Annotated in this window: 23 protein-coding genes and 1 other annotated feature; of the genes, 7 read left to right on the top strand and 16 right to left on the bottom strand. The window is 51.1% G+C overall.

The window, feature by feature from the left end; translation table 11 throughout:
- Window positions 1–127 precede the first annotated feature (127 nt).
- A complete protein-coding gene (locus AB8809_RS12580; RefSeq protein WP_015840226.1) occupies window positions 128–304 on the top strand; it encodes a YciY family protein in 177 nt (58 codons plus the stop codon).
- An 86-nt stretch (window positions 305–390) separates the two neighbouring features.
- On the opposite strand, the gene AB8809_RS12575 is transcribed toward AB8809_RS12580, so the two are convergent.
- Together AB8809_RS12575 and AB8809_RS12570 are read right to left on the bottom strand one after the other, a co-directional pair.
- Window positions 391–2,064 carry a Tar ligand binding domain-containing protein gene (locus AB8809_RS12575; protein ID WP_349856704.1) on the bottom strand — a complete coding sequence of 558 codons (1,674 nt, stop codon included), beginning with the start codon at window positions 2,062–2,064 and terminating at the stop codon, window positions 391–393.
- A gap of 397 nt (window positions 2,065–2,461) precedes the next feature.
- Window positions 2,462–2,758 carry a YciI family protein gene (locus tag AB8809_RS12570; RefSeq protein ID WP_015840228.1) on the bottom strand — a complete coding sequence of 99 codons (297 nt, stop codon included), beginning with the start codon at window positions 2,756–2,758 and terminating at the stop codon, window positions 2,462–2,464.
- 249 nt (window positions 2,759–3,007) lie between these two features.
- On the opposite strand from AB8809_RS12570, the gene tonB reads away from it, so the two are divergent.
- Window positions 3,008–3,766 carry a TonB system transport protein TonB gene (gene tonB / locus AB8809_RS12565; RefSeq protein WP_349856703.1) on the top strand — a complete coding sequence of 253 codons (759 nt, stop codon included), beginning with the start codon at window positions 3,008–3,010 and terminating at the stop codon, window positions 3,764–3,766.
- A 129-nt stretch (window positions 3,767–3,895) separates the two neighbouring features.
- Here tonB and yciA read toward each other — a convergent pair whose 3' ends face one another.
- The 4 genes from yciA to AB8809_RS12545 form a co-directional block, all read right to left on the bottom strand.
- Complete coding sequence (gene yciA, locus AB8809_RS12560) at window positions 3,896–4,318, bottom strand: acyl-CoA thioester hydrolase YciA (protein ID WP_010275288.1); 423 nt, start codon at window positions 4,316–4,318, stop codon at window positions 3,896–3,898.
- Between the two features lie 104 nt (window positions 4,319–4,422).
- Window positions 4,423–4,989 (bottom strand): septation protein A, encoded by a 567-nt coding sequence (locus tag AB8809_RS12555; protein ID WP_180776835.1) that lies wholly within the window; start codon window positions 4,987–4,989, stop codon window positions 4,423–4,425.
- A 199-nt stretch (window positions 4,990–5,188) separates the two neighbouring features.
- Window positions 5,189–5,941 carry a YciC family protein gene (locus AB8809_RS12550; RefSeq protein WP_349856702.1) on the bottom strand — a complete coding sequence of 251 codons (753 nt, stop codon included), beginning with the start codon at window positions 5,939–5,941 and terminating at the stop codon, window positions 5,189–5,191.
- A 58-nt stretch (window positions 5,942–5,999) separates the two neighbouring features.
- The gene (locus tag AB8809_RS12545) at window positions 6,000–6,404 is read right to left on the bottom strand and encodes a YkgJ family cysteine cluster protein (RefSeq protein WP_349856701.1); all 405 of its coding nucleotides are present in this window, start codon (window positions 6,402–6,404) and stop codon (window positions 6,000–6,002) included.
- A gap of 283 nt (window positions 6,405–6,687) precedes the next feature.
- On the opposite strand from AB8809_RS12545, the gene ompW reads away from it, so the two are divergent.
- Entirely contained in the window at window positions 6,688–7,320 is a 633-nt protein-coding gene (ompW, locus tag AB8809_RS12540) for an outer membrane protein OmpW (protein ID WP_015840234.1), read from the top strand.
- Window positions 7,321–7,446: 126 nt separating this feature from the next.
- On the opposite strand, the gene AB8809_RS12535 is transcribed toward ompW, so the two are convergent.
- From AB8809_RS12535 to AB8809_RS12505, 7 genes are all read right to left on the bottom strand, one after another.
- A complete protein-coding gene (locus tag AB8809_RS12535) occupies window positions 7,447–8,178 on the bottom strand; it encodes an oligogalacturonate-specific porin KdgM family protein (protein WP_256599934.1) in 732 nt (243 codons plus the stop codon).
- Window positions 8,179–8,562: 384 nt separating this feature from the next.
- Window positions 8,563–9,369, bottom strand: a complete 807-nt coding sequence (gene trpA, locus AB8809_RS12530) for a tryptophan synthase subunit alpha (protein WP_349856700.1) — start codon at window positions 9,367–9,369, stop codon at window positions 8,563–8,565.
- Window positions 9,369–10,562: a tryptophan synthase subunit beta gene (trpB, locus tag AB8809_RS12525; RefSeq protein ID WP_349856735.1), complete on the bottom strand. Its 1,194-nt coding sequence runs from the start codon at window positions 10,560–10,562 to the stop codon at window positions 9,369–9,371. Before trpB ends, trpA begins: the two co-directional genes overlap by 1 nt.
- A gap of 13 nt (window positions 10,563–10,575) precedes the next feature.
- Window positions 10,576–11,943 (bottom strand): bifunctional indole-3-glycerol-phosphate synthase TrpC/phosphoribosylanthranilate isomerase TrpF, encoded by a 1,368-nt coding sequence (trpCF, locus tag AB8809_RS12520; RefSeq protein ID WP_349856699.1) that lies wholly within the window; start codon window positions 11,941–11,943, stop codon window positions 10,576–10,578.
- Between the two features lie 7 nt (window positions 11,944–11,950).
- The gene (gene trpD / locus AB8809_RS12515) at window positions 11,951–12,949 is read right to left on the bottom strand and encodes an anthranilate phosphoribosyltransferase (protein WP_043881760.1); all 999 of its coding nucleotides are present in this window, start codon (window positions 12,947–12,949) and stop codon (window positions 11,951–11,953) included.
- Between the two features lie 83 nt (window positions 12,950–13,032).
- Window positions 13,033–13,611, bottom strand: a complete 579-nt coding sequence (locus AB8809_RS12510) for a gamma-glutamyl-gamma-aminobutyrate hydrolase family protein (protein WP_015730465.1) — start codon at window positions 13,609–13,611, stop codon at window positions 13,033–13,035.
- Window positions 13,611–15,173 carry an anthranilate synthase component 1 gene (locus AB8809_RS12505; protein WP_349856698.1) on the bottom strand — a complete coding sequence of 521 codons (1,563 nt, stop codon included), beginning with the start codon at window positions 15,171–15,173 and terminating at the stop codon, window positions 13,611–13,613. The genes AB8809_RS12510 and AB8809_RS12505 overlap by 1 nt, the downstream gene beginning before the upstream one ends.
- Window positions 15,174–15,204: 31 nt before the next feature.
- Window positions 15,205–15,309: a sequence feature (Trp leader region), on the bottom strand.
- A 202-nt stretch (window positions 15,310–15,511) separates the two neighbouring features.
- Here AB8809_RS12505 and AB8809_RS12500 point away from each other — a divergent pair.
- On the top strand, window positions 15,512–16,396 hold the full coding sequence (locus tag AB8809_RS12500) for a PHP domain-containing protein (RefSeq protein ID WP_349856697.1): 885 nt from the start codon (window positions 15,512–15,514) through the stop codon (window positions 16,394–16,396).
- 31 nt (window positions 16,397–16,427) lie between these two features.
- Here the strand turns inward: AB8809_RS12500 and AB8809_RS12495 are convergent, their stop codons facing one another.
- Window positions 16,428–17,186 (bottom strand): hypothetical protein, encoded by a 759-nt coding sequence (locus tag AB8809_RS12495; RefSeq protein ID WP_349856696.1) that lies wholly within the window; start codon window positions 17,184–17,186, stop codon window positions 16,428–16,430.
- A gap of 279 nt (window positions 17,187–17,465) precedes the next feature.
- On the opposite strand from AB8809_RS12495, the gene AB8809_RS12490 reads away from it, so the two are divergent.
- On the top strand, window positions 17,466–18,086 hold the full coding sequence (locus AB8809_RS12490) for an L-threonylcarbamoyladenylate synthase (protein ID WP_180776829.1): 621 nt from the start codon (window positions 17,466–17,468) through the stop codon (window positions 18,084–18,086).
- A 164-nt stretch (window positions 18,087–18,250) separates the two neighbouring features.
- Window positions 18,251–19,135: a 23S rRNA pseudouridine(2605) synthase RluB gene (rluB, locus tag AB8809_RS12485; RefSeq protein WP_015840244.1), complete on the top strand. Its 885-nt coding sequence runs from the start codon at window positions 18,251–18,253 to the stop codon at window positions 19,133–19,135.
- Window positions 19,136–19,216: 81 nt separating this feature from the next.
- Here rluB and cobO read toward each other — a convergent pair whose 3' ends face one another.
- Complete coding sequence (gene cobO / locus AB8809_RS12480; RefSeq protein ID WP_349856695.1) at window positions 19,217–19,807, bottom strand: cob(I)yrinic acid a,c-diamide adenosyltransferase; 591 nt, start codon at window positions 19,805–19,807, stop codon at window positions 19,217–19,219.
- An 18-nt stretch (window positions 19,808–19,825) separates the two neighbouring features.
- Window positions 19,826–20,587 (bottom strand): YciK family oxidoreductase, encoded by a 762-nt coding sequence (locus AB8809_RS12475; protein ID WP_181846740.1) that lies wholly within the window; start codon window positions 20,585–20,587, stop codon window positions 19,826–19,828.
- A gap of 357 nt (window positions 20,588–20,944) precedes the next feature.
- On the opposite strand from AB8809_RS12475, the gene sohB reads away from it, so the two are divergent.
- Window positions 20,945–21,991 carry a protease SohB gene (gene sohB / locus AB8809_RS12470; protein WP_180776825.1) on the top strand — a complete coding sequence of 349 codons (1,047 nt, stop codon included), beginning with the start codon at window positions 20,945–20,947 and terminating at the stop codon, window positions 21,989–21,991.
- Window positions 21,992–22,019: the final 28 nt, after the last annotated feature.

The raw sequence follows: 22,019 nt of genomic DNA, 5'->3' as shown, positions 1-22,019 counted from the left end.
TGCCTTTCCTCTGAATAAAATAGCGTAACGAGTAAGAAGAAGGTGGCGGAGAGGGCGATTCACTGATTGTCGCCACGTATCAGGGGTATATAATGCCCAGCGCGAGTGTATTAACAAGAGTCGCATCATGAAACGCAGTCGGAATGAAGTGGGGCGCTGGCGGATGTTACGTCAGGTCCAGCGTAGAAGAAGTCGCTGGTTGGAAGCTCAATCACGGACGTATCGCCATATTCGCTCTGCCCGTTATTTGCAGCAAAAGCACAAACGACGAGCATTGCTCTATGCGGTAACCTACGATTGGTAAGCCAGTGAGAAAAATAGCGACCCGAGGTATGGTCGCTATTTTTTTATCACTCTGTTATTACCTGCTGGGGTTATTGCTTCACCAGTTTATCCCATAACGGGAATGCGCTGCGGCATGTCTCGCTGATCGAGCATCTGATGAATGTCATCCTCTGTCGAGGGCAGGATAAACAGCGATACCGAGGTATTTAAGCGTTCCGTTTGCTCCAGCAGTGAGGTGAAGGTGTGTGCGGAGGCTTCAACCTGTCCCGCATTTTCTCTGACGGTGTCATTCAGCGTACTGAGTCGGGCGGTTACTTCATGAATACTTTTGTTCTGCTGGTGCGATATTTCCGAGATCTCGCTCAAAAACGTGCCGGTGCCTTTCGCCGTCTGAATGATGTTGTGCAGGCTGTCATTCAGTTTGTTCACCAGTCGCGTTCCTGCGCTTACGCTGTTGTCTGAATCACGAATCAGCACATTAATATTTTGTGCGGAATGACTGCTTTGTGAAGCCAACGTACCGACTTCCCGTGCGACAACGGCAAAACCTCGTCCCATCGTTCCGGCTCGTGCCGCTTCTATTGCAGCATTCAACGACAAAATATGCGTCTGGAACGCCACGTTTTCAATCATCCCAATCGCTTCCGTCATTTCGCGCGTCCTGCCTGCAATGTCTGACATCGCCGCTTTGACGTCATTCATCATGTTCTCGCCCTGTGCGGCGATCTTGCTGGTGTCTTCCGCATGCAGGTTGGCCTGTTGAGTGTGCAGCGCATTTTGCTCAAGATGCTGGCTGAGCTGAATAATGTGCTCTGTAGTGGCCTTGAGCTCATGGGATTGGCGATTAGCCTGTTCGGAAAGCTGCTGGTTATCCGCTGCAACCCGATCAACCTGCGTCACCATGTGGTCAACGCCCTGGCGAACCTGATTGACTAATGTCACCAGACCTTCCTGCATTTGAACGACGCTGGTATTAAGTTGACCAATCTCGCGTGTACCCCGCATTTCTGCGTTTACCGAGTGAGAAAGATCGCCTGCGGCAATCAGTTTTAAATGGGCAATAATCTGCGTCAGGGGACGAATAATGACCCGACTCACGCCGATCCAAACTGCGATGGCGATCGCCAGTAAGAGCCCGAGTACCGTGATAAAAATCGTTTTAGCTTGATCGAGAGACGCCAGAAATTGTTGGCCGTGCTGCTTTTGCAATGCATCGGTGTCTTGCAGGTAGTGTGAATATTTCTGGGTAAAATCGCTTTGATAGGCCTGAACGGGAACGGCAAAGAAAATATCGATCTGGTTGGTGGATTTTATTCCCTGAGCGAGTTCAATAAGCCCGGAATAGAGTTGGCTGTAGCTCTTCTTCAGGTCTATGAACGCGGCTGTTTCCGCTTCTGACGTCGTGACCGCCCCCAACTGTTGGTAGAACTCCTGTGCCTGTTTGAGAGACACTTCTGCCTCATCCATCAGGCTGTGCCAACTGCCTTCAGACCCTGTTTCTTTGTCCACCAGTAGATAAATGCCCGCGCGGTTGAGTTTATCGCTGGCATTCATCACTTCCATCCGTGCTTTATCCATTAACGCTTGTTGCTGACGAAGGCTTTCGTTAGCGGAAATATCCTGCCGAACCTGGGTCATTGTTTGAGAAATAACCCCGACGGAAACCAATTGCAGTAAAGAAAATAACCCAATGATCAATAACAATCCGGAGAGAATACTGAGGCGATGACGGCGGCGGATAGTAGCAATTCCGTTTCGCAAAATCGCTGGCATTAACATGATTGTTGACCCTCTATATATGAATAGCGGTCAAACTATCATTGTTAAATGACTAAAATATTTCAGCTTTTAGCGGGGAGGTAAAGGGTCATGATTTTTCCCTCCAATCATGACCTGTATCAATAGACTCGTCATACTTCAAGTTACATGTACGTTGGCTACGCTACTCGGCCCACTCGCGTGGACCTCGCCCCGTTGGGGTCGCTGCAAGCAGCGCTCAAATCTGCCTCTGGCAAATTTGTCACTCACCCGAATCACTTACCTGAGTAAGCTCATCGGGATTCCTTCTCTTGCCGCGTTATTCGGCCTTATGGCCTCACCCCTTCAGGGTCAGCGCAAGCGCTGTTCAAAACGCTAACGTTTTGTCCTGAAACTCGAATTATTTAGAGTATGAACCTTAAAACACTTTCTTGTATGGCTTCACGCTGACGTGTTTATAGACGTCTGCCGCGATATAGGGGTCGGCATCAGCCCACGCTGTTGCCTCATCCAGTGACGCGAATTCGGCGATAATGACGGAACCGCTAAAGCCAGCTTGGCCGGGATCGTCGCTGTCGATAGCAGGTAAAGGCCCCGCAGTAATCAGTCGCCCCTGATCGCGCAATGCCTGTAACCGGGCAAGATGATCGGGTCTTACCGATAGGCGTTTTGCTAATGAATCAACATTATCTTCAGCATAAATGACATAGAGCATAGTGACCTCACAGGTAGGAAGGTACCCTTGTTCGTTTGGGATGCCGGGCTAGCGCCCAGTGGCCAAACGCTATCGGGTAAGAGACGCGTGTTTCTACCATCATACGTGATGTTGTTCGAGGACAATAGGTTGATTTGCCAGAGTAATCCCCCCACGATTTCTGTTTTTTTGACAATTCCACGGGTTGTTATTGAATATGATTGCTATTTGCATTTAAACTTGGGCGGCATAAGAGGATAAAGACAGACTATGCCGCAAAAAAAGTTTTTTTTGACCCGCCGTTACTCATGGCCATTCATACTTTCAGTTGGTTTTCACGGTTCACTGATTGCAGGTTTGCTGTACGCATCGTTTAATAATTCGATCGAATTACCGCAGGAATCCAAACCCATTAGTGTTGTGATGGTGAACCCTGCGGCCTATGAAGCGGCTCCTGCTGCCAAATCTGCCCCTGAGCCAGAACCGGTTAAGCAGCCTGAACCTGAGCCGGAACCGATTCCAGAGCCGGAGCCCGTCCCGCAGCCGGTTCCTATGCCATTGCCTGAACCAAAGCCCAAGCCGCCGAAGCCTAAACCGGAACCTAAGCCAGTGAAGAAGGTTGAACAGCCGAAGCTGGTTAAGCGTGAACCAACCGTTGAAAAACAGCCGCCTTCGCCGTTTACCAGCGAAGAACCGACGCGCAACGTGAATAATGCACCGGTGAAGCAGGCGCCTGCGCCAGCAGCAAGCACGCAGTCTAGTGGGCCACGCCCGCTGAGCCGCGCACAGCCTCAGTATCCTGCTCGCGCGTTTTCCCTGCGCGTTGAGGGCCGGGTAAAAATGCAGTTTGATGTGGATGAGTCTGGACGTGTTGATAACGTTCGCGTGCTTTCTGCCGAACCGCGTAATATGTTCGAGCGTGATATCAAACAGGCGATGCGCAAATGGCGTTACGAATCTGGCAAGCCGGGTAAAGATCTGGTTGTGACCATCGTCTTTAAAATTGATGGCGGGGCAGCCGTCGAATAATTCATGCCAGTCCAAAAAAGAAACGGGGTGCCATCGTTAGCTGATGACACCCCGTTTTCGTTAGTTCGATATATCCATTAATTATTCAGGATAGATGACGTCGCACTTACGTCAGAATGATGCCGGACACTACTCGCTTGGCGTGAAATTGCTTTTACCCGCTGGCAGTTCACGTGGATGACCTTCTTCATCTACCGCGACGTAGGTGAATAACGCTTCGGTCGCCCGATAGCGCTGGCCAATCGGCTCAGACGAGACTTTCTTTACCCAGACTTCAACGTTGACGTTGATAGAACTGCGACCAGTCCGTAAACAACGCGCATAACAGCAAACCACATCGCCAACGGCGACAGGTTTTAAGAACGACATTCCATCAACCCGTACGGTAACGACACGCCCTTCGGCAATTTCTTTCGCCAAAATTGCGCCGCCGATGTCCATTTGTGACATCAGCCAGCCGCCAAAAATATCCCCGTTCGCATTGGTATCGGCTGGCATTGCCAGCGTGCGGAGAACCAGTTCGCCCTGTGGTAACACGTTTTGTGTGCTCATTGTGCAATCAGTCAAGTTGGTTAAGTTGAGTATACCCGTCGATCAAAGCGTTCTTGCTGACGGGTATAGTGTCTTTATCAAACACGGTGTATTGCTTTAGCGAATTATGGCTGCTCGCTTTTTTCTTCTTCTGGTTTTTCCTGGTCGCCAGGCAAATGGCGGTAGATGTAAACGCCACACATCAGCGTAAACAGCAGCGTCACACCAGTCAGGCCAAAGACTTTGAAATTGACCCAAACGCTTTGCGGTAACCAGAAAGCAATATAGATGTTAACCAGTCCACACACCAGAAAGAACATGGCCCAGGCGAAATTCAATTTCCCCCAGACGGATTGCGGTAAGGTTAATTCTTTACCCAGCATCTTCTGAATCAGCGTCTGCTTCATGACAAACTGGCTAACCAGCAGAGCAACGGCAAACAATGCGTAGATGATGGTGACTTTCCACTTGATAAACAGATCGTTATGGAACACCAGCGTTAGCGAGCCAAAAACGACGACCATCGCAAAGGTGACCAGCGTCATTTTCTCTATTTTACGATACATCACCCAGGTGACTGCGAGTGACAGCGCCGTTGCCGCAATCAGTGCACCCGATGCGATATAGATGTCATAAAGTTTATAGGCCGCAAAAAACACGACCAACGGTATAAAATCAAGAAGTTGCTTCATTATGTCAATCCATCACTCAAAGTGTCGTAATCATAACCCACAAGAGTTATCCGATAGCTCATGCCATTATCCTCCATTGTGGAACACCATTCCCGAGATATTGTAATAATTTGCAGAAAATTACGATTGGGCAAGTCGTGAACGCGGGAACTGGCGAAGCCTATGCCGCCGGAGTTGCGGCATAGGCGAAGAACGGTAATTATGCGCGCAGCAGCATATAAAGGCGGAAGAGATAAATCAGCAGGATAGCGGAGATCAGGTTGCTTAATCCGTTCAGAACCACGCCGAGCACGGTAGGTGAGGAAATCGGTAACTTCGACACGACCAGCAAAATAGCGATTTTAGCCAACAACCACATTACAATGGCTGGCGCGGTTGCGCGTAAGTTGCCATAGGCCAATTTGGTGCTTGCTTTAATCGCGCTGAAAATCCCGCTTTTTTCAGTGACGACAATCACGGGCGACAAACTCAGTGCGATGGCCAGCAGCACGCCAGGAATGATCAGAAGCATCATGCCAAGCTGGATGAGCAGCGTGCATAGCAGAATCAGAAAAAGTAAGCGCAGTAAAAAAGGCGTGGAAGCGCCAATCGCACGCAGTGCGCTGGTACGGTGCCCGTCAGAGACCAGTTGGATCAGCATCAGAACGCCGCCCGTCAGCAGCACGTTGCCCACTAACGCAGCAAAGGTGCCCGCCGCCGACATTTTTAGCAACACGGTTTGTTGTTCCGGCGTCATCTGCTGAATCAAGTCCATCAGGCCGGATTCGACAGAAGATGACAGATCGCTGCCGGAACTGCTCAGAATCCGTAACTCGTCTACAGAAGGCGATAGCGCATGATTCAGTATGACAGTAATGAAGGCCGTCAACAGTGACATCATTAAGATGCTGATGAACTGGTTGCGGGTAAAGTTCATTGTGTCACGGTACAACGTGTTAGCCGTGATAGGCATGCAGGCTCCTTGAAAAAGATAAATCAACGGATAGAACTTAACTCGTGATTGTAACCTGTTAATCCGTACTGTGGCACCCCGTCAGTGATGCAATGCTGTTTTTCCCTTCAGTAATGAAAGACGGTGATGAAAGGGTTACCAAAGGTGGCAGACCATACTTTTCCCGTGCCCGATTGCAGGCATCATTGGTCTGTCCATTTTCACCGGATTGCATAAATTCACGGCACGATGAAGGGCGATTAACATAAATAGAACAACTAACGGTATCCCCGATTGTGCCTTCCAACGCCTGGCAGTGCGGGGTTTTGCTGTTCGTACCCGCCATGCAGCGTAAAAAAGGGGAAACGGGTTCGGTGAGCGAAGAAGGTACAACACCGCCACCGTCATCCGCTTCAGCCCAATAGAAAGACACCTTGAAATAAGCGCAGCATGCGCCACAGTGCATACAGGTATTATCGCTCATTGGATGACTAACTGCCCCCAGCCAGCGTGAATCACATTAATGAAAATAAAAATCTACCGTTGAATGCGTCCGCGCGGTAACGCAATTTGCTGGCAGCGCACGTTATGTATCTTTCGCCATTTATTGATTTGGATCAATTCTAGTATTTTTAATCAGTTAGCGATAAATGATGTGGTTCAATTTGAGTGTAAAATCTTTAAAAGATGTGATCTGGCTTAAAACAAGGATACCTACTTAGGGTTATATTTCGCTCGAATTTTAAACCCTATAAATGGAGTGGGTAATGAAAAAGACATCTTTATTATTGTTGGCAGCGGCGTTTATGCCTGCGTTGGCACAGGCTCATCAAGCGGGTGATTTTATTGTTCGGGCAGGCTCAGCAACGGTGCGTCCTGCTGAAAGTTCGGACAACGTGCTGGGGTTGGGGGAGTTTCAGGTTAGCAACAATACTCAGTTGGGCCTGACTTTCAGCTACATGGTGACGGACAATATTGGGGTTGAATTGCTCGCGGCCACCCCATTCAAACACAAAGTCGGAACACCCGGTACGGGCACGATTGCAGAAGTGAAGCACCTGCCGCCTTCACTGGTCGCGCAGTACTATTTTGGTGATGCTCAAGATAAGTTACGTCCTTATTTGGGCGTTGGTCTGAATTACACGATGTTCTTCGATGAGAAATTTAATGACAAGGGGACAGGTGCGGGTCTGAGCGATCTAAGCCTGAAAAATTCCTGGGGCGTTGCTGCACAGGCTGGGCTGGATTACAACTTGGACAAGAATTGGCTAGTAAACATGTCCGTATGGTGGATGGATATTGATACCGATGTGAAATTTAAAGCCGGTAACGCTCAGCAAAGTATCCATACTAAGCTTGATCCATGGGCCTTTATGTTTGGTGTAGGTTACCGCTTCTGATGGTTAATTTAATTTGATGTAAAAAACGGCGACGTAAATAACGTCGCCGTTTTTATAGACAGGAAATAACAAACCAATAAAGAGAACGCTATTTTATTGCAGCAATTATCTATAGGGTATTAACCATTAGAAATTGTACTGTACACCAACGCGGTAACGAGTTTGACGTTCGTCAGTTGTTGTGCTGCCAACCACGTTGCCGACTTCAGCGTAAGGCGTCCAGTTTTTGTCGACTTTATAGGCTAATTTAACGTTATGAGTCAGACCATAGTTGTCATTGTCTGCAATATAGCCAACAGAACCCGCTTTAGTTTTCTTGTCGTATTCAAATTCGTATTCAACCACGAAGTTGGCTGGCAGTTTATAACCCAGCGTACTGGTGATGGTGTAACCTTTAATGCTAGTAGGGTTTGTAGCAGAATTCGGGTTACCGATGTTGTTGCTATTACGCAGATAGGATGCACGATAGCGCAGAGCATAATACAGAGAATCGGTGATGTTAACCGAACCTTTGATATATGGACGATAGTTGTTGTTGTTGGAAGTGGAAACCATGTTTAAACCACCTTCCAGCCCAAAAGTTTTATCGAATTTATATAGGTAGCTGGCGGTCACTTCAGTACCGTTGCTGACCGTTTCGTTAAACGGTTTATTTGGCGTTTTATCGCTGCCTGATTGACCCCATTTGCCTTCCATCGACAGGCCAAAACCGTTGTCAAAACGGTGGGACATCAGCAGGCGATCTTTATGATCGTTTTTTGCCGTATCATTCATTTCATGACGATAGTCAATCGTAACAGCCATGGAGCTTAAGCTGATTAAGGAGGTTACCATCATCGTCAATATTTTAGCTTTCATTTTATTATCCCAAGTCAAAGAGAATTATTATTTAAAAACGCGCTGCCACTTTTGTTCAGCGGTTCCATTCTATTTATTATTTCTTACAGTAATGTGAACGAGATCGTTAAAAAGAGAAAATTAAAAACGATCTCAATTCTGTGATTTTCTTCGTATTTTATTGGCGGGATTTATGCAGTTTAAAAAGGAATGGTTAATTAATTTTTTCTTTAATGTGGAATTAAATAATTATTTCAATTTGAAAACATTTATTACAATTATAATGAATTGGACATTAAATAATAATTGCAGATATTTCAGGTTAATTAAATAAGAAATGAATTGAAACATTATTCGACGCGCGATACGGCTTGCGTTAAGCACAAATCGCGCGCCTGAAAAGTGTTATGAGCGCGTAGCGGCTTTCATTTCACTCACAAAGGTGTGCAACTCTGACAGCATAACGTCAGGCTGGTTCAGATTTTTTTCGATAATCCGCACGATCGCCGAGCCAGAAATGGCACCCGCAGCGCCTGATGCTAACGTTTCCCGCACCTGAGTAGGATCGGAAATGCCAAATCCTTGCAGCGGAGGGGCAGCATGGTACTCGTTCAGTTTGGTTACCAAATGATTCAGCGGTAGTTGGGCGCGTTTTTCTGCCCCGGTTACGCCCGCACGCGACACTAAATAGGTATAACCGCGGCCATAGGAAGCGATCTCGCGCAGCAGTTCATCGTCGGCATTGGGCGGGCAGATAAAAATAGGGGCAATGCCATGCCGCAGCGCAGCCGTACGGAAAGGCGCTGACTCCGCCACTGGAACATCTGCCACTAACACCGAATCAACGCCAACCTGCGCGCAGCGCTGATAGAATTCATCAATGCCGTTGCTGAAGACCAGATTGGCATACATCAGCAGACCAATCGGGATGTCCGGGTATTTCTGACGAATGGTTGCCAGCATTTCGAAGCACTGGCCGGGGTTGACGCTGGCAGCAAAGGCGCGCAGGTTGGCATCCTGAATGGTTGGGCCATCTGCCAGTGGGTCAGAGAAGGGCACGCCTAACTCCAGCGCATCGGCACCGGCGGCAATCAGCGTGTCGATAATTTTCAGAGACTGCTCGGGGGAGGGATCGCCCAGTGTGACAAAGGGAACGAACGCGCCTTCCTTTTTCTCTGACAGGCGATTAAACAGCTGTTGATAACGCTCCATTAGATTTCTCCCCGATCTTTCAAAATATCATGCACGGTAAAGATGTCTTTATCACCACGGCCTGAAAGGTTGACCACCAGCAGTTGCTCTTTCTCCGGTTCCGCTTTAATCATCTTCAGGGCGTGTGCCAGCGCGTGGGAGGATTCCAGCGCGGGGATAATGCCTTCACTGCGGCAGAGCGTTTTGAATGCATCCAGCGCTTCGTCATCGGTAATCGAGACATAGTCAGCGCGACCGATGCTGTTCAGGTAGGCGTGTTGCGGGCCGACGGACGGGAAATCCAGACCGGCGGAAATAGAGTAGGACTCTTCAATTTGTCCGTCGGAGGTTTGCATCATGGGGGACTTCATGCCGAAATAGATACCGAGGCGACCATGTTTTAACGGTGCACCGTGCTGCCCGGATTCAATGCCCAAGCCGCCAGGTTCAATGCCGATCAGACGGACGCTGGTATCGTCGATGAAATCAGCAAACATTCCAATCGCGTTAGAGCCACCGCCGATGCAGGCCAATACCGCATCCGGCAAGCGACCTTCTTTTTCCAGAATCTGGGCTTTCGTCTCTTCACCAATCATGCGTTGAAATTCGCGCACGATAGTCGGGTAAGGATGCGGGCCTGCCGCTGTTCCCAGCAGATAGTGTGCGGTTTCATAGCTGCCAGACCAGTCACGTAGCGCTTCGTTACAGGCATCTTTCAGCGTAGAGGAACCGCTGTGAACCGGAATCACTTCTGCACCCATCAGACGCATACGGAAGACGTTCGGCGACTGGCGCTCAACGTCTTTTGCTCCCATATAAACGCGGCATTTCAGGCCGAGAAGGGCGCAAGCCAGCGCTGTCGCGACACCGTGTTGGCCTGCACCGGTTTCAGCGATGATTTCGCTTTTACCCATGCGCTTGGCCAGCAGGGCCTGCCCGAGCACCTGATTAGTTTTGTGCGCGCCACCGTGCAGCAGGTCTTCGCGTTTCAGATACAGCTTGGTTTTCGTCCCAGCAGTCAGGTTTTGACACAGGGTTAACGCCGTTGGACGACCCGCATAGTTTTTCAGCAGATCGGTAAATTCAGCCTGAAATTCAGGATCTTTTTGTGCATTGACGAAAGCCTCTTCCAGCTGGCGTAACGCCGGCATGAGGATCTGCGGAACAAATTGTCCGCCGAATTCACCGAAGTAAGGGTTGAGTAATGTCATAATTTTCCCGTCTGTTTTAGCGCTGCGGCTGACGTAATGTCGCAAAAACCGCAGCAATTTTATGTGAGTCTTTTTTTCCCGGTTCGCTTTCTACCCCGGAATTGAAATCCAGTCCTGCGCAACCTTGCTGTGCTGCCAGCGCGCAGTTATCGCTATTTAGGCCGCCGGCTAACAGCACGTTATCCAATGATTGATTCGCCAACAGCGACCAGTTGAAGGTTTTCCCGCTGCCGCCCTGACCGTTGTCAAACACGTAGCGATCGACGTGGGTGAGATTACGCGCTGGCAGGGTGTCCGCGATGCTCAACGCTTTCCAAATCTGGCAAGCCGCAGGGAGTTGCTGGCGTAGCTTGTCGATCGTCTGTTGATCTTCATCGCCGTGTAGCTGAACGGCCGCTAGCCCCAACTGCGTCGTGATAGCAACGATGTGTTCGACAGGCGCATTACGGAAAACGCCGACATAGCGCAGTGGAGCGCCTGTCATCACGTCGGCGGCGTGTTTAGCGTCAACATAGCGTGGTGAACTGGCGACGAAGATTAATCCGCCGTAGAGCGCACCGGCTTGATAAGCCGCTTGAGCATCCTCGGCACGCGTCAGGCCGCAGACCTTGTTTTCTCCCAGAATAACGCGGCGTACTGCGCCGTTCAGATCGGGTTCTGACATCAGCGAACTGCCGATCAAGAACCCCTGGGCAAAGGCGCTGAGTTCACGAATCTGGGCATGTCGGTTGATGCCAGACTCGCTGATCACGGTGACGCCAGCGGGCAGACGCGGGGCGAGCGTCCGGGTGCGGTTAAGATCAATGGAGAGATCGCGCAGATCGCGGTTGTTGATTCCGACGACGCGCGCTTCCAACTGAATGGCCCGCTCTAGCTCTTCTTCATTACTGACTTCCGTCAAGACACCTAGCTTCAGACTGTGCGCCACGTCGGCCAGTTGCAGGTATTGCTCGTCGTCCAGCACGGATAGCATCAGCAGAATGGCATCGGCCTGATAGTAGCGAGCCAGATAGATCTGGTAAGGCGAAATAATAAAGTCTTTGCACAATACCGGCTGATGTACTGCTGCGCTCACCTGCGGCAGAAAGGCAAAGTCACCCTGAAAATATTTCTCGTCGGTTAAAACGGAAATCGCGGACGCGTAATCTTTATAAACCTTGGCAATCGCTACCGGGTCGAAATCGTCGCGAATCAATCCTTTCGACGGCGAGGCCTTTTTGCATTCCAGAATAAAAGCGGGCTTATCCTGTTTCAGTGCCTGATAAAAGTCGCGCTGGCTGGGAACAATTTCATGCTGAAAAGAGGCCAGCGGCTGTGCTTTCTCTCTCTCCGCAACCCAAAGCGCCTTATCGCGCACAATTTTATGTAATACGGTTTCCTGCATGATTCCCTTATCCTCTCGCGGACAGTGCGATAACGCGCTGATAAGCCTGTCCACTATGAATGACTTCAAGCGCCTGTTGCGCATTTTGGCGCAAATTTTCTTGTCCGAATAATCTCAGGAGCAGCGCAACATTGGCGGCAACCGCAGCAGCATGCGCGCGTTCACCTTTACCTTGTAGTAGTGACGCGAGAATGTCACGGTTTTCTTCTGGCGTACCGCCTTGTAATGCCGACAGCGAATACGTATCCAGTCCGAAATCGCGGTGCGTCAGTTCGTAGGTTTCGATCTCGCCATTGTTTAATTCAGCCACCTGTGTCGGCGCATGAATGGCGACTTCATCCATCCCGCCGCCATGTACTACGGCGGCACGCTGGTAGCCCAGCACCTTCAATGTTTCGGCGATAGGCCGAACCAATTCAGGGCTATACACGCCAATCAGCGCCAGCGGCGGACGAGCGGGGTTAACCAGTGGCCCCAGCACGTTGAAGACGGTGCGGGTTTTGAGCTGCTGACGCACTGGCATTGCATGGCGGAAACCCAGATGATATTGCGGAGCAAACAGGAAACACACGCCCAAATCGTCCAGCGCCTGACGTGAATCCTGCGCGCTCATGTCCAGCTTAATACCGAAAGCAGAAAGCAAATCGGATGAACCGGAACGGCTGGAGACGCTGCGGTTGCCGTGCTTGGCGATTTTCAGGCCGCAACTGGCAGCCACGAAGGCACTGGCGGTTGAAATGTTGATGCTGTTCGTACCGTCACCGCCGGTGCCGACGATATCGGCAAATAAATAGTCAGGGCGAGGGAACGGCTGCGCATCGGCCAGCAATGCGGTGGCGGCACCGGCAATTTCATCGGGATGCTCGCCGCGCACCTTCATGCTAATCAGCGCCGCTGCCAGTTGGCTGGCTTCCAGTTCGCCGCGAATAATGGCACCAAACAGCGCCTGACTTTCCTGACGGCTGATGCTTTCTGCACGGTATAATTTTTCCAGTATATTTTGCATGGTGACGACATCCTGAGCAGTAGACGGTTCCCGGGTCTTAGAAGATGGTTGCGTAGAAGACAGTTGCATAATCGTATCCCTCGTTAAGCCAGCGCCCAGTCCAGCGTTTGTTCCAGTAGTCGAGCACCGTGCGTGGTCAGGATCGACTCCGGGTGGAATTGGAAACCGCAGACGCGATCGGCGTCGTTACGCACGGCCATCACCATCGTGTTGAAGTGTGCGTTGACGGTCAGCGTAGAAGGAATACTGCTGCCGACCAGCGAGTGGTAGCGGGCGACCGGTAATGGATGCGGCAAACCGCTAAACATGCCGCTGGCATCATGGTCGATGGCAGACGCTTTGCCGTGCAGGATTTCGCCTGCCTGACCGACATGGCCGCCATAGGCTTCTACAATGGCCTGATGGCCGAGGCAAATACCGATAATCGGCAACTGACCGCGCAGACGCTGAAGTAGTTCCGGCATACAGCCCGCTTCGGCTGGCGTACCGGGGCCGGGGGAGAGCATCAGAATCGGTTTTTCCATTTGCTGTAATCGCGCGATGATCACATCGGCAGGCAGATGGTTACGGTAAATCACGACCTGATGACCGCTGGCACGCAGTTGATCCACCAGGTTGTAGGTGAATGAGTCGATATTATCGAGCAGCAGGATGTCGGCCATCAGAAAATCTCCTTTGCATGGTGCGCACTGGCAATCGCTCGCAGTACGGCCCGGGCTTTATTACGCGTTTCGTCGGCTTCAGCCTGAGGGTTGGAATCCAGAACCACGCCCGCACCCGCCTGAACGGTGGCAATACCGTCTTCGACATAGGCGGAGCGAATCACGATGCAGGTATCCAGATCGCCGTGAGCGGTGAAGTAGCCCACCGCGCCGCCGTAGCTACCGCGGCGAGTTTTCTCACTCTCGGCAATCAACTGCATTGCCCGAACTTTCGGCGCACCGCTCAGCGTGCCCATATTCATGCAGGCGCGGTAGGCGTGCAGGACATCCAGATCTTCACGCAGCGTCCCCACCACGCGAGAGACCAAATGCATGACGAAGGAATAGCGGTCAACTTTGGTCAGATCGGCAACGTAACGGCTGCCGGGCTGACAGATGCGCGCCAGATCGTTACGGGCTAAATCCACCAACATCAGATGTTCAGCCAGCTCTTTATGGTCGGTACGCATTTCCAACTCAATACGGCTATCGAGATCGCGATCCAGCGAACCATCGGCGCGGCGACCACGCGGGCGGGTACCTGCAATCGGGTAAATTTCGATTTGGCGGCTGTCGGCATCGTATTTCAGTGAGCTTTCCGGCGAGGCGCCGAACAGCGTGAAGTCCTGATCCTGCATGTAAAACATGTAAGGACTCGGGTTGTTATCTTTCAGCGTTTGGTAAGCGGCCAGCGGTGAAGGACACGGCAGAGAAAAACGGCGTGACGGCACGACCTGGAAAATTTCACCGATGCGGATGGCTTCCTGCATCTGGCTGACAACCTCGCCGAAGGCTTCATCGCTCTGATTGCAGCTTAACGTCATATTCTCGATGGACTGACGCGGCAGTGCGGGAGCGGGCTGGGTAAGCTGAAACTGTAGCTGTTCCAGACGCTGTTGCAGCCGCTGCTTTTCGCTGTGGTTCGGCGTAAACAGGCTGGCTTGCAGCGCGGTCACGCGTTTTTGGTGATCGAGCACCAGCAGTGTTTCTGCCAGATAGAAGCAAAAGTCTGGACAGCGTTGTTGTTGGCTCAGCGTGGGTAAGGCTTCAAACCCAGCGACTAAATCGTAGGCAAACAGGCCACCGAGGAACATGGCCTCACGCCCCTCTGCCGGGCTGGCAACCAGCGTCAGAATCTGGCGTAAGGCATCAAAGACCGACAGCGAACGCAGACGAGCATCTTCATCTTGCATGACGTCTGCCAGTGGAAAAGTGAGTTCACGACCGTTCGGACGTGGTTGATTAATAATTTCTGCTGGCAGTGCGGCATCCAGAAGCGGCAGGAGGCTGGCACCGTTCGCCGTTAATGCCTGAATGGAAACGTGCTGGCCCAGCGCAGTAATGCGTAGCGCGCTATCAACGATTAAAAGGCTTTTCAGGTTTTCCTTACTGTCGATTTCAGCCGACTCTAACAGCAACGTGGCAGGTCTGGCACCGCAGAGCTGATGGAAGATGGCGCTGGGGTCGTTACGGTAAACGGCCTCGGTACGCAGCAGTTCCAGTTTAGGTTGTGTTGTTTGCATTCTTGCTACCCGTTTAATGTTGTGCCCATCAAATAAAAAGCCCGCTTAGTTAAGCGGGCCTGGGAATATCTGCATGTGTGATAACAGCGATGCGTGATTAGTCCACCCGCGATAGGGAAGAGCGCCACCAACCATGCTTCATCATTTTCTGCGTTGCCATTATCATCATCTCGCTGTTTGTGTTCGGATTACTGCGCTGAGCTTGTGTACTAGTTAACTGGTTCGGCGATGAAATGTCAACACCTGCAATATGATTATTTTATTACTCAGGAAAATGGCGGGCATTACCATTTGCTTGCTATTAATGGCATCATGCGGCCTTCGCATGATTCTTGTTAATGGATAGGCTTGTGCCAGAAGATTCCCAACCGATAGCGTCATTCCCACTGTATGATCTGCATAGCCACACCACGGCGTCTGATGGCGTGTTAACGCCGACAGCGCTTGTCAACCGGGCGATAGACATGCGGGTGAGCGTGCTGGCGATTACCGATCACGATACGACCCGTGGGCTTAAAGAAGCCCAGCAGGCGATTGCGCAGCAGGCGCTGCCGTTGAGGCTGATCCCCGGTGTGGAGATCTCCACGCTGTGGGAAAACCATGAGATCCATATTGTCGGGCTTGGGATGGATATAACCCATCCGGCGTTAACGGGATTACTGCAACGGCAGGCAGAATGTCGGCAGAACCGGGCGGAGCAAATTGCGGTTCGACTGGAAAAAGCCCGCATTCCCGATGCGCTAGCCGGTGCACAACGTCTGGCAACGGGAGGACAGATTACGCGGGCGCATTTTGCGCGTTATCTGATTGAGCTGGGCATCGCGGCAAATATGAATCAGGTGTTCAAAAAATATCTGGCGAAAGGTAAAACCGGCTACGTGCCGCCGCAGTGGTGCAGCATCCCGCAAGCAATCGATGCCATTCATCAATCCGGCGGCGTGTCGGTATTGGCACATCCCGGGCGCTACGATCTGACGGCTAAATGGCTAAAACGCCTGCTGGCCACATTTACTGAAAGCGGCGGGATCGCGATGGAAGTGGCGCAATGCCAACAGGCCCCGGATGAACGGACGCAGTTGGGGCGCTATGCGCGAGATTTCAACCTGATGGCATCGCAAGGTTCGGATTTCCATTTGCCGTGCGCCTGGATTGAACTGGGGCGCAAACTGTGGTTGCCTGCCGATGTCGAACCTGTTTGGCATCATCCCGTATTGGTAAATTAACGCTGGCCTGTTCTCTGAATAACCGCGTGCGTTACTCAGTCATATACCTGAAAATAATATTGCTGTTGGACATTCTTTCAACTGCATTGTTGTGCATGTTGATGCCCTGAGGCTGGCTGATAAATGCCCATCCGCCCTGTCTGTTATCAAAATGCATGATGTTAGCCGCGACAGGCATTAATAAAGCATTATTGTGCTGAAAATATTCACTTTCAGTAAAGGCATCGACTTTGCTGCCTGCGATTTCGTCAATAAGGTCCGTCTGTACCTGGCTGGTTGGATGCTGATTATGAAAAATTCGATAATAATTATCGCGAGTGGGATGTTCTCTCACTTCTAACGCGCATCCATTCATGCCGGGCGTAAAGGCAAAAATCGCACTGTCGTCACGTGGCGCATGATGTGGAATTTTCGGAATATCTGTATATCCAGGCGTGACATTACCGCTCTTGAACGGGATCCAGTGTGCGTAAATGACATTTTCTGCCTCTGCCACCGTGGAAACATTGACGGGTTTGAGATGAAATTTACTATTTCCATTTTCGGATGGAATGAAGGCGAAATACCCTTTTTTAAGAACATCATTGAGCATGGAGGTAGTGCTCGTTCGATCATTACTCTTCATTACGCCTGATATATCCAAGATATTTTGCGCCAAAAATCTCTCCGGATTCGACTTGAAGTCCTTCATCGCCTGAAGTGAACCCTTTGATAAATCAGAGGTGCGTACAATATTAGCAATATCTGAAGATGCGCTTGCTTGTGCAGGGTGTGAAGCGCGGATAAACATGGTATGTCCTTTTTAAAACAAGTTAATGGTTTTATGCGTTACCCAATATCTATGAGTAGTAAAACCGGGCGGGTGAGTTCCGACTGAATAAAATAAATTTTTTTACAGTAAACACGTTCTACAATAGTCAGTTAGAAGATGGGACATTCGGACTTTGTCACCGACGTGAACGCATTGTACGATGCGCACGGTTGAGGTTCGGGAGTATTGTTACGATGTTGTATGATGCGCGGTCAGGGTGCACAACGCCGCGAAATGTCAGACGTATGAGGTAGGGTCATGAGCCAGTTTTTCTATATTCACCCGCAGAATCCGCAGCCGCGATTGATCAACCAATCGGTGGAGTTTCTGCATAAAGGTGGGGTGATTGTTTATCCCACGGATTCCGGTTATGCGTTGGGCTGTATGTTGGGCGAAAAGAACGCGCTGGAACGTATCTGCCGGATTCGCGATCTGGGTAGCGATCATAACTTCACGTTGATGTGCCGCGATTTGTCCGAACTCTCTACGTATGCCCATGTTGATAACGCGGCTTTCCGGTTAATTAAAAATAATACGCCGGGCAACTACACCTTCATTCTGAAAGCGACAAAAGAAGTCCCTCGCCGCTTAATGAACGAAAAGCGTAAAACCATCGGCCTGCGCGTGCCGTCCAATCCCATTGCGTTGGAACTGCTGGCCGCGTTGAATGAACCGTTGATGTCGACAACGCTGATGTTGCCGGGAAATGATTTCGCCGAGTCCGATCCCGAAGAAATTCAGGAAAGATTGGGAAAACAGGTGGATTTGATTATTCACGGTGGCTCTCTGGGTCAACAGCCGACAACGGTTATCGACCTGACTGAATCCGCACCGCGCGTTGCCCGCGAAGGCACTGGCGATGTAACGCCGTTCTTATAGAAGACGCTGCGACAGGTTGTAACAATGGGAATACAAATGGCGCGAAGATCGGTATAATCGCGCCAGCATTGAATACTACGAACGATTTTTACGTAACTTGCTGAATTTTATCGGCGGTTATGACTCCCCCCGACGCCTGGGAAGGCGACACTAGAGGTTGCTCAATGAGCGAAAAGTTACAAAAAGTTCTGGCGCGCGCCGGACATGGCTCACGCCGCGAAATTGAAGGTATCATTCAGGCTGGACGCGTCAGCGTTGACGGTAAAGTTGCCACACTGGGCGACCGCGTTGAAGTGACGAAAGCCACCAAAATCCGTATTGATGGCCATGTGGTTACCGTTAAGGAAACCGAAGAAACCGTGTGTCGCGTGCTGGTGTATTACAAACCAGAAGGCGAACTGTGTACCCGCAACGATCCTGATGGCCGCCCGACGGTGTTTGACCGTCTGCCGAAAATTCAGGGCTCTCGCTGGGTGGCGGTAGGGCGTCTCGACGTGAACACGTCCGGTCTGCTGCTGTTCACGACCGACGGTGAGTTAGCCAATCGCCTGATGCATCCTAGCCGTGAGGTTGAGCGTGAATACGCCGTGCGGGTCTTCGGTGAAGTGGATGACGAAAAGATCAAACAACTGAGCAAAGGCGTCCAGTTGGAAGATGGCCCGGCGTCGTTCCGTACGATCCGCTATCAGGGCGGTGAAGGTCTGAACCAGTGGTATAACGTGACGCTGACAGAAGGGCGTAACCGTGAAGTTCGCCGTCTGTGGGAAGCGGTTGGCGTGCAGGTGAGCCGCCTGATTCGCGTGCGCTACGGCGATATTACGCTGCCGAAAGGTCTGCCGCGCGGTGGCTGGGCAGAAATGCCGCTGGAACAGCTGAATTACCTGCGTGAGCTGGTGCAGCTTCCGGCAGAAACGGTATCGAAACTGCCAGTTGAGCGCGAACGTCGTCGGGTGAAAGCGAATCAAATCCGTCGTGCGGTAAAACGTCACAGCCAGATTAGTACCGCTCCGGCTCGCCGTACGTCTCCGAAACCGAAGCGCAACGGCTAATACCATTATTTCTGTGCTTCACGGGCAGCTTGCGCTGCCCGTTTTCATTTCACGATATTTCTTTTCTCACTGATGGCGGTTTTACCAGTCAATGCCTTGCTGTGCCTGAATCCCGTTATCAAACGCATGCTTGACAGGGCGCATTTCGGTCACGGTATCGGCCATTTCCAGCAAATCACGATGGCAGCCACGGCCAGTAATAATGACTGTTTGTCCGGCAGGGCGCTGCTTCAATTCAGTGACAACGTCACTTAAATCCAGATAGTCATAACTAATCATATACGTCAGTTCGTCTAACACGACGAGATCAAGCTGTGTATCGGCCAGCATTCGTTTGCCATGCTGCCAGACATGCTGCGCTGCTTCCGTATCCGTTTGACGGTTCTGCGTCTCCCAGGTAAAGCCGGTCGACATGACCTGAAATTCCACGCCGTGCTGTTGCAACAGGTTCTTCTCACCGTTTGGCCATTCGCCTTTGATAAACTGGATCACGCCTGCTCGTAATCCGTGGCCGATTGCCCGCGTGACGGTGCCAAACGCGGCCGTGGTTTTTCCTTTCCCGTTACCGGTGAAGACAATCAGGATACCGCGCGTTTCATTTGCGGCGGCAATACGGGCGTCGACCTTTTCTTTCAGGCGTTGCTGGCGCTGCTGGTGGCGTTCATCGCTCATCGTACGTGTTCTGCTCTCTTATTCGGCTGGACCGGCTTTTCTGCCCGGCTGTGCGTCAAAACTCATCCCCGTCTTGCGGCGGCTGTCATCACCCATCAGATAGAGATACAGCGGCATAATATCTGCTGGCGTTTTCAGCCTCATCGGATCTTCATTGGGGAACGCCGATGCACGCATTCCCGTACGCGTTCCGCCGGGGTTAATACAATTCACGCGCAGGTTTTGTGAGCGATATTCTTCTGCCAGTACTTGCATCAGGCCTTCTGTCGCGAACTTGGATACGGAGTAAGCTCCCCAGCTAGCTCGACCTTCGCGGCCTACGCTCGAACTGGTGAAAACCAGAGACGCGCAAGATGATTTCAATAACAGCGGCAGCAGCGCCTGTGTCAGCATGAAGGTGGCGTTGACGTTAACCTGCATAACCTGATGCCAGATCTCTGGCGTTTGCTGTGTGATAGGCACGATTTCCCCGAGCAGCCCGGCGTTGTGAAGAACACCGTCCAGATGCGGTACAACCTGTGCCAGTTCGTCAGCCAGTTGAAAGCACTGTGCGGAGGATAAGGCCAGCATATCGCAGACCACAACGTGTGCTGGCGTACCGTGTTCCTGCTCGATTTGCTGTTTAACCGCCTGAAGTTTACTTTCTGTTCGTCCTAACAAAATGACGTGTGCGCCGTAGCGGGCGTAGGTCAACGCGGCTTCCCGGCCAATGCCGTCACCGGCACCAGTGATCAGAATGATGCGGTTTTGCAGTAAATCGATTTTAGGCTGGTAATGCACAATGAATTCCTCTTGCCGTGGCGCAAAACAGCCACGCTTCAGATAATGAACCTGCCATTGAGTGTCGGCACGGCGAGATGTTTCGGGGCGTACCGCTCAGAACGCCAGATGACGGCGCATCCGGGCAGGGTGAATGGGGGTGTTATGCCTCAAATGTCGTACGTTTTCAATGAGACTGTCTCTATTTATCCCTGTGCTGTTGTAAAAAACAGCAATAGGCATAAAAAACGCAGGAATAACATCGCCATATTGCGTGCCATCAGTTAGGTTATAGGAAGGGTATGGCGCACGACGTCAATGCCACGGTTGGTGAGTAAACCAACATTAATTAATACGCAGTCAATGAGGACGGTGTTTGTGGAATTACTTTCTCTGTACGGTTTATTCCTGGCTAAGGTACTCACTATCGTGGTGGCTATTGGTGCGTTAGTCGTTCTGGCATTCGGGATGACGCAGCGTAAGCGCCAGCATAAAGGTGAGTTGCAGGTCACGAATCTGGGCGAGCAATATCAGGAAATGCAGCGCGAAATGCAGACTGCCTGTATGAGCGACACCGAACGTAAGCTGCTATCGAAACAAGAAAAGAAGAAAGACAAAGAAACCGCGAAGCAAGATAAACAGCGCGCCAAACGTGGTGAAGAGAAAAGTGTCAAACCGTGCCTGTACGTTCTCGATTTCAACGGCAGTATGGATGCGGGCGAAGTCAGTTCACTGCGCGAAGAGATTTCCGCCGTACTGGCTGTCGCGAAGCCGCAGGATGAAGTGCTGTTGCGTCTCGAAAGCCCCGGTGGTGTGGTGCACGGCTATGGGCTAGCGGCTTCGCAATTACAACGTTTACGTCAGGGCGGTGTGCGTTTGACCGTCGCCGTGGATAAAGTGGCTGCCAGCGGTGGTTATATGATGGCCTGCGTGGCTGACCGTATTGTAGCGGCTCCTTTTGCGATTGTGGGTTCTATTGGTGTCGTGGCACAAATTCCCAATTTCCACCGTTTGCTGAAAAACAAAGACATTGATGTTGAGCTGCACACCGCCGGTGAATTCAAGCGTACGTTGACGCTGTTTGGTGAGAATACCGAACAAGGCCGTGAGAAATTTCGCGAAGATCTGAATGTCACGCATACGCTGTTTAAGGATTTTGTGCAGCAGATGCGCCCTTCGTTAGATATTGATTCGGTTGCGACAGGAGAGCACTGGTTTGGCACGCAGGCGAAAGATCTGGGATTGATTGACGCCATTGGCACCAGTGACGATCTGCTGATTGCTGAAATGGCCAGCCATGAAGTCTTAAGTGTGCGCTATACGCGCCGTAAACGCCTGTTGGATCGCCTGACGGGCAGCGCTGGGGATACCGCAGAACGACTGATGCTGCGCTGGTGGCAACGTGGTTCAAAGCCCCTGTTGTAATCGCTCCAGTTAAGCGCTACACGATCAA

Source organism: Pectobacterium aroidearum (assembly GCF_041228105.1).
In the GTDB taxonomy this organism is placed as follows: Bacteria; Pseudomonadota; Gammaproteobacteria; order Enterobacterales; family Enterobacteriaceae; genus Pectobacterium; species Pectobacterium aroidearum.
Note: the sequence above shows the minus strand (reverse complement) of the source record. Positions and strands in the feature narration are given on the sequence as shown.

Bases quoted from the DNA above. Each gene is read 5' to 3' on its own strand.
- yciA (WP_010275288.1), bottom strand. From the start codon at position 4,318: ATGAGCACACAAAACGTGTTACCACAGGGCGAACTGGTTCTCCGCACG.
- AB8809_RS12545 (WP_349856701.1), bottom strand. From the start codon at position 6,404: ATGAGCGATAATACCTGTATGCACTGTGGCGCATGCTGCGCTTATTTC.
- rluB (WP_015840244.1), top strand. From the start codon at position 18,251: ATGAGCGAAAAGTTACAAAAAGTTCTGGCGCGCGCCGGACATGGCTCA.
- AB8809_RS12575 (WP_349856704.1), bottom strand. From the start codon at position 2,064: ATGTTAATGCCAGCGATTTTGCGAAACGGAATTGCTACTATCCGCCGC.
- cobO (WP_349856695.1), bottom strand. From the start codon at position 19,807: ATGAGCGATGAACGCCACCAGCAGCGCCAGCAACGCCTGAAAGAAAAG.
- trpCF (WP_349856699.1), bottom strand. From the start codon at position 11,943: ATGCAGGAAACCGTATTACATAAAATTGTGCGCGATAAGGCGCTTTGG.
- trpA (WP_349856700.1), bottom strand. From the start codon at position 9,369: ATGGAGCGTTATCAACAGCTGTTTAATCGCCTGTCAGAGAAAAAGGAA.
- AB8809_RS12510 (WP_015730465.1), bottom strand. From the start codon at position 13,611: ATGGCCGACATCCTGCTGCTCGATAATATCGACTCATTCACCTACAAC.
- AB8809_RS12580 (WP_015840226.1), top strand. From the start codon at position 128: ATGAAACGCAGTCGGAATGAAGTGGGGCGCTGGCGGATGTTACGTCAG.
- AB8809_RS12550 (WP_349856702.1), bottom strand. From the start codon at position 5,941: ATGCCTATCACGGCTAACACGTTGTACCGTGACACAATGAACTTTACC.
- AB8809_RS12495 (WP_349856696.1), bottom strand. From the start codon at position 17,186: ATGTTTATCCGCGCTTCACACCCTGCACAAGCAAGCGCATCTTCAGAT.
- AB8809_RS12555 (WP_180776835.1), bottom strand. From the start codon at position 4,989: ATGAAGCAACTTCTTGATTTTATACCGTTGGTCGTGTTTTTTGCGGCC.
- AB8809_RS12490 (WP_180776829.1), top strand. From the start codon at position 17,466: ATGAGCCAGTTTTTCTATATTCACCCGCAGAATCCGCAGCCGCGATTG.
- AB8809_RS12505 (WP_349856698.1), bottom strand. From the start codon at position 15,173: ATGCAAACAACACAACCTAAACTGGAACTGCTGCGTACCGAGGCCGTT.
- tonB (WP_349856703.1), top strand. From the start codon at position 3,008: ATGCCGCAAAAAAAGTTTTTTTTGACCCGCCGTTACTCATGGCCATTC.
- trpD (WP_043881760.1), bottom strand. From the start codon at position 12,949: ATGCAAAATATACTGGAAAAATTATACCGTGCAGAAAGCATCAGCCGT.
- ompW (WP_015840234.1), top strand. From the start codon at position 6,688: ATGAAAAAGACATCTTTATTATTGTTGGCAGCGGCGTTTATGCCTGCG.
- AB8809_RS12535 (WP_256599934.1), bottom strand. From the start codon at position 8,178: ATGAAAGCTAAAATATTGACGATGATGGTAACCTCCTTAATCAGCTTA.
- AB8809_RS12500 (WP_349856697.1), top strand. From the start codon at position 15,512: ATGGATAGGCTTGTGCCAGAAGATTCCCAACCGATAGCGTCATTCCCA.
- AB8809_RS12570 (WP_015840228.1), bottom strand. From the start codon at position 2,758: ATGCTCTATGTCATTTATGCTGAAGATAATGTTGATTCATTAGCAAAA.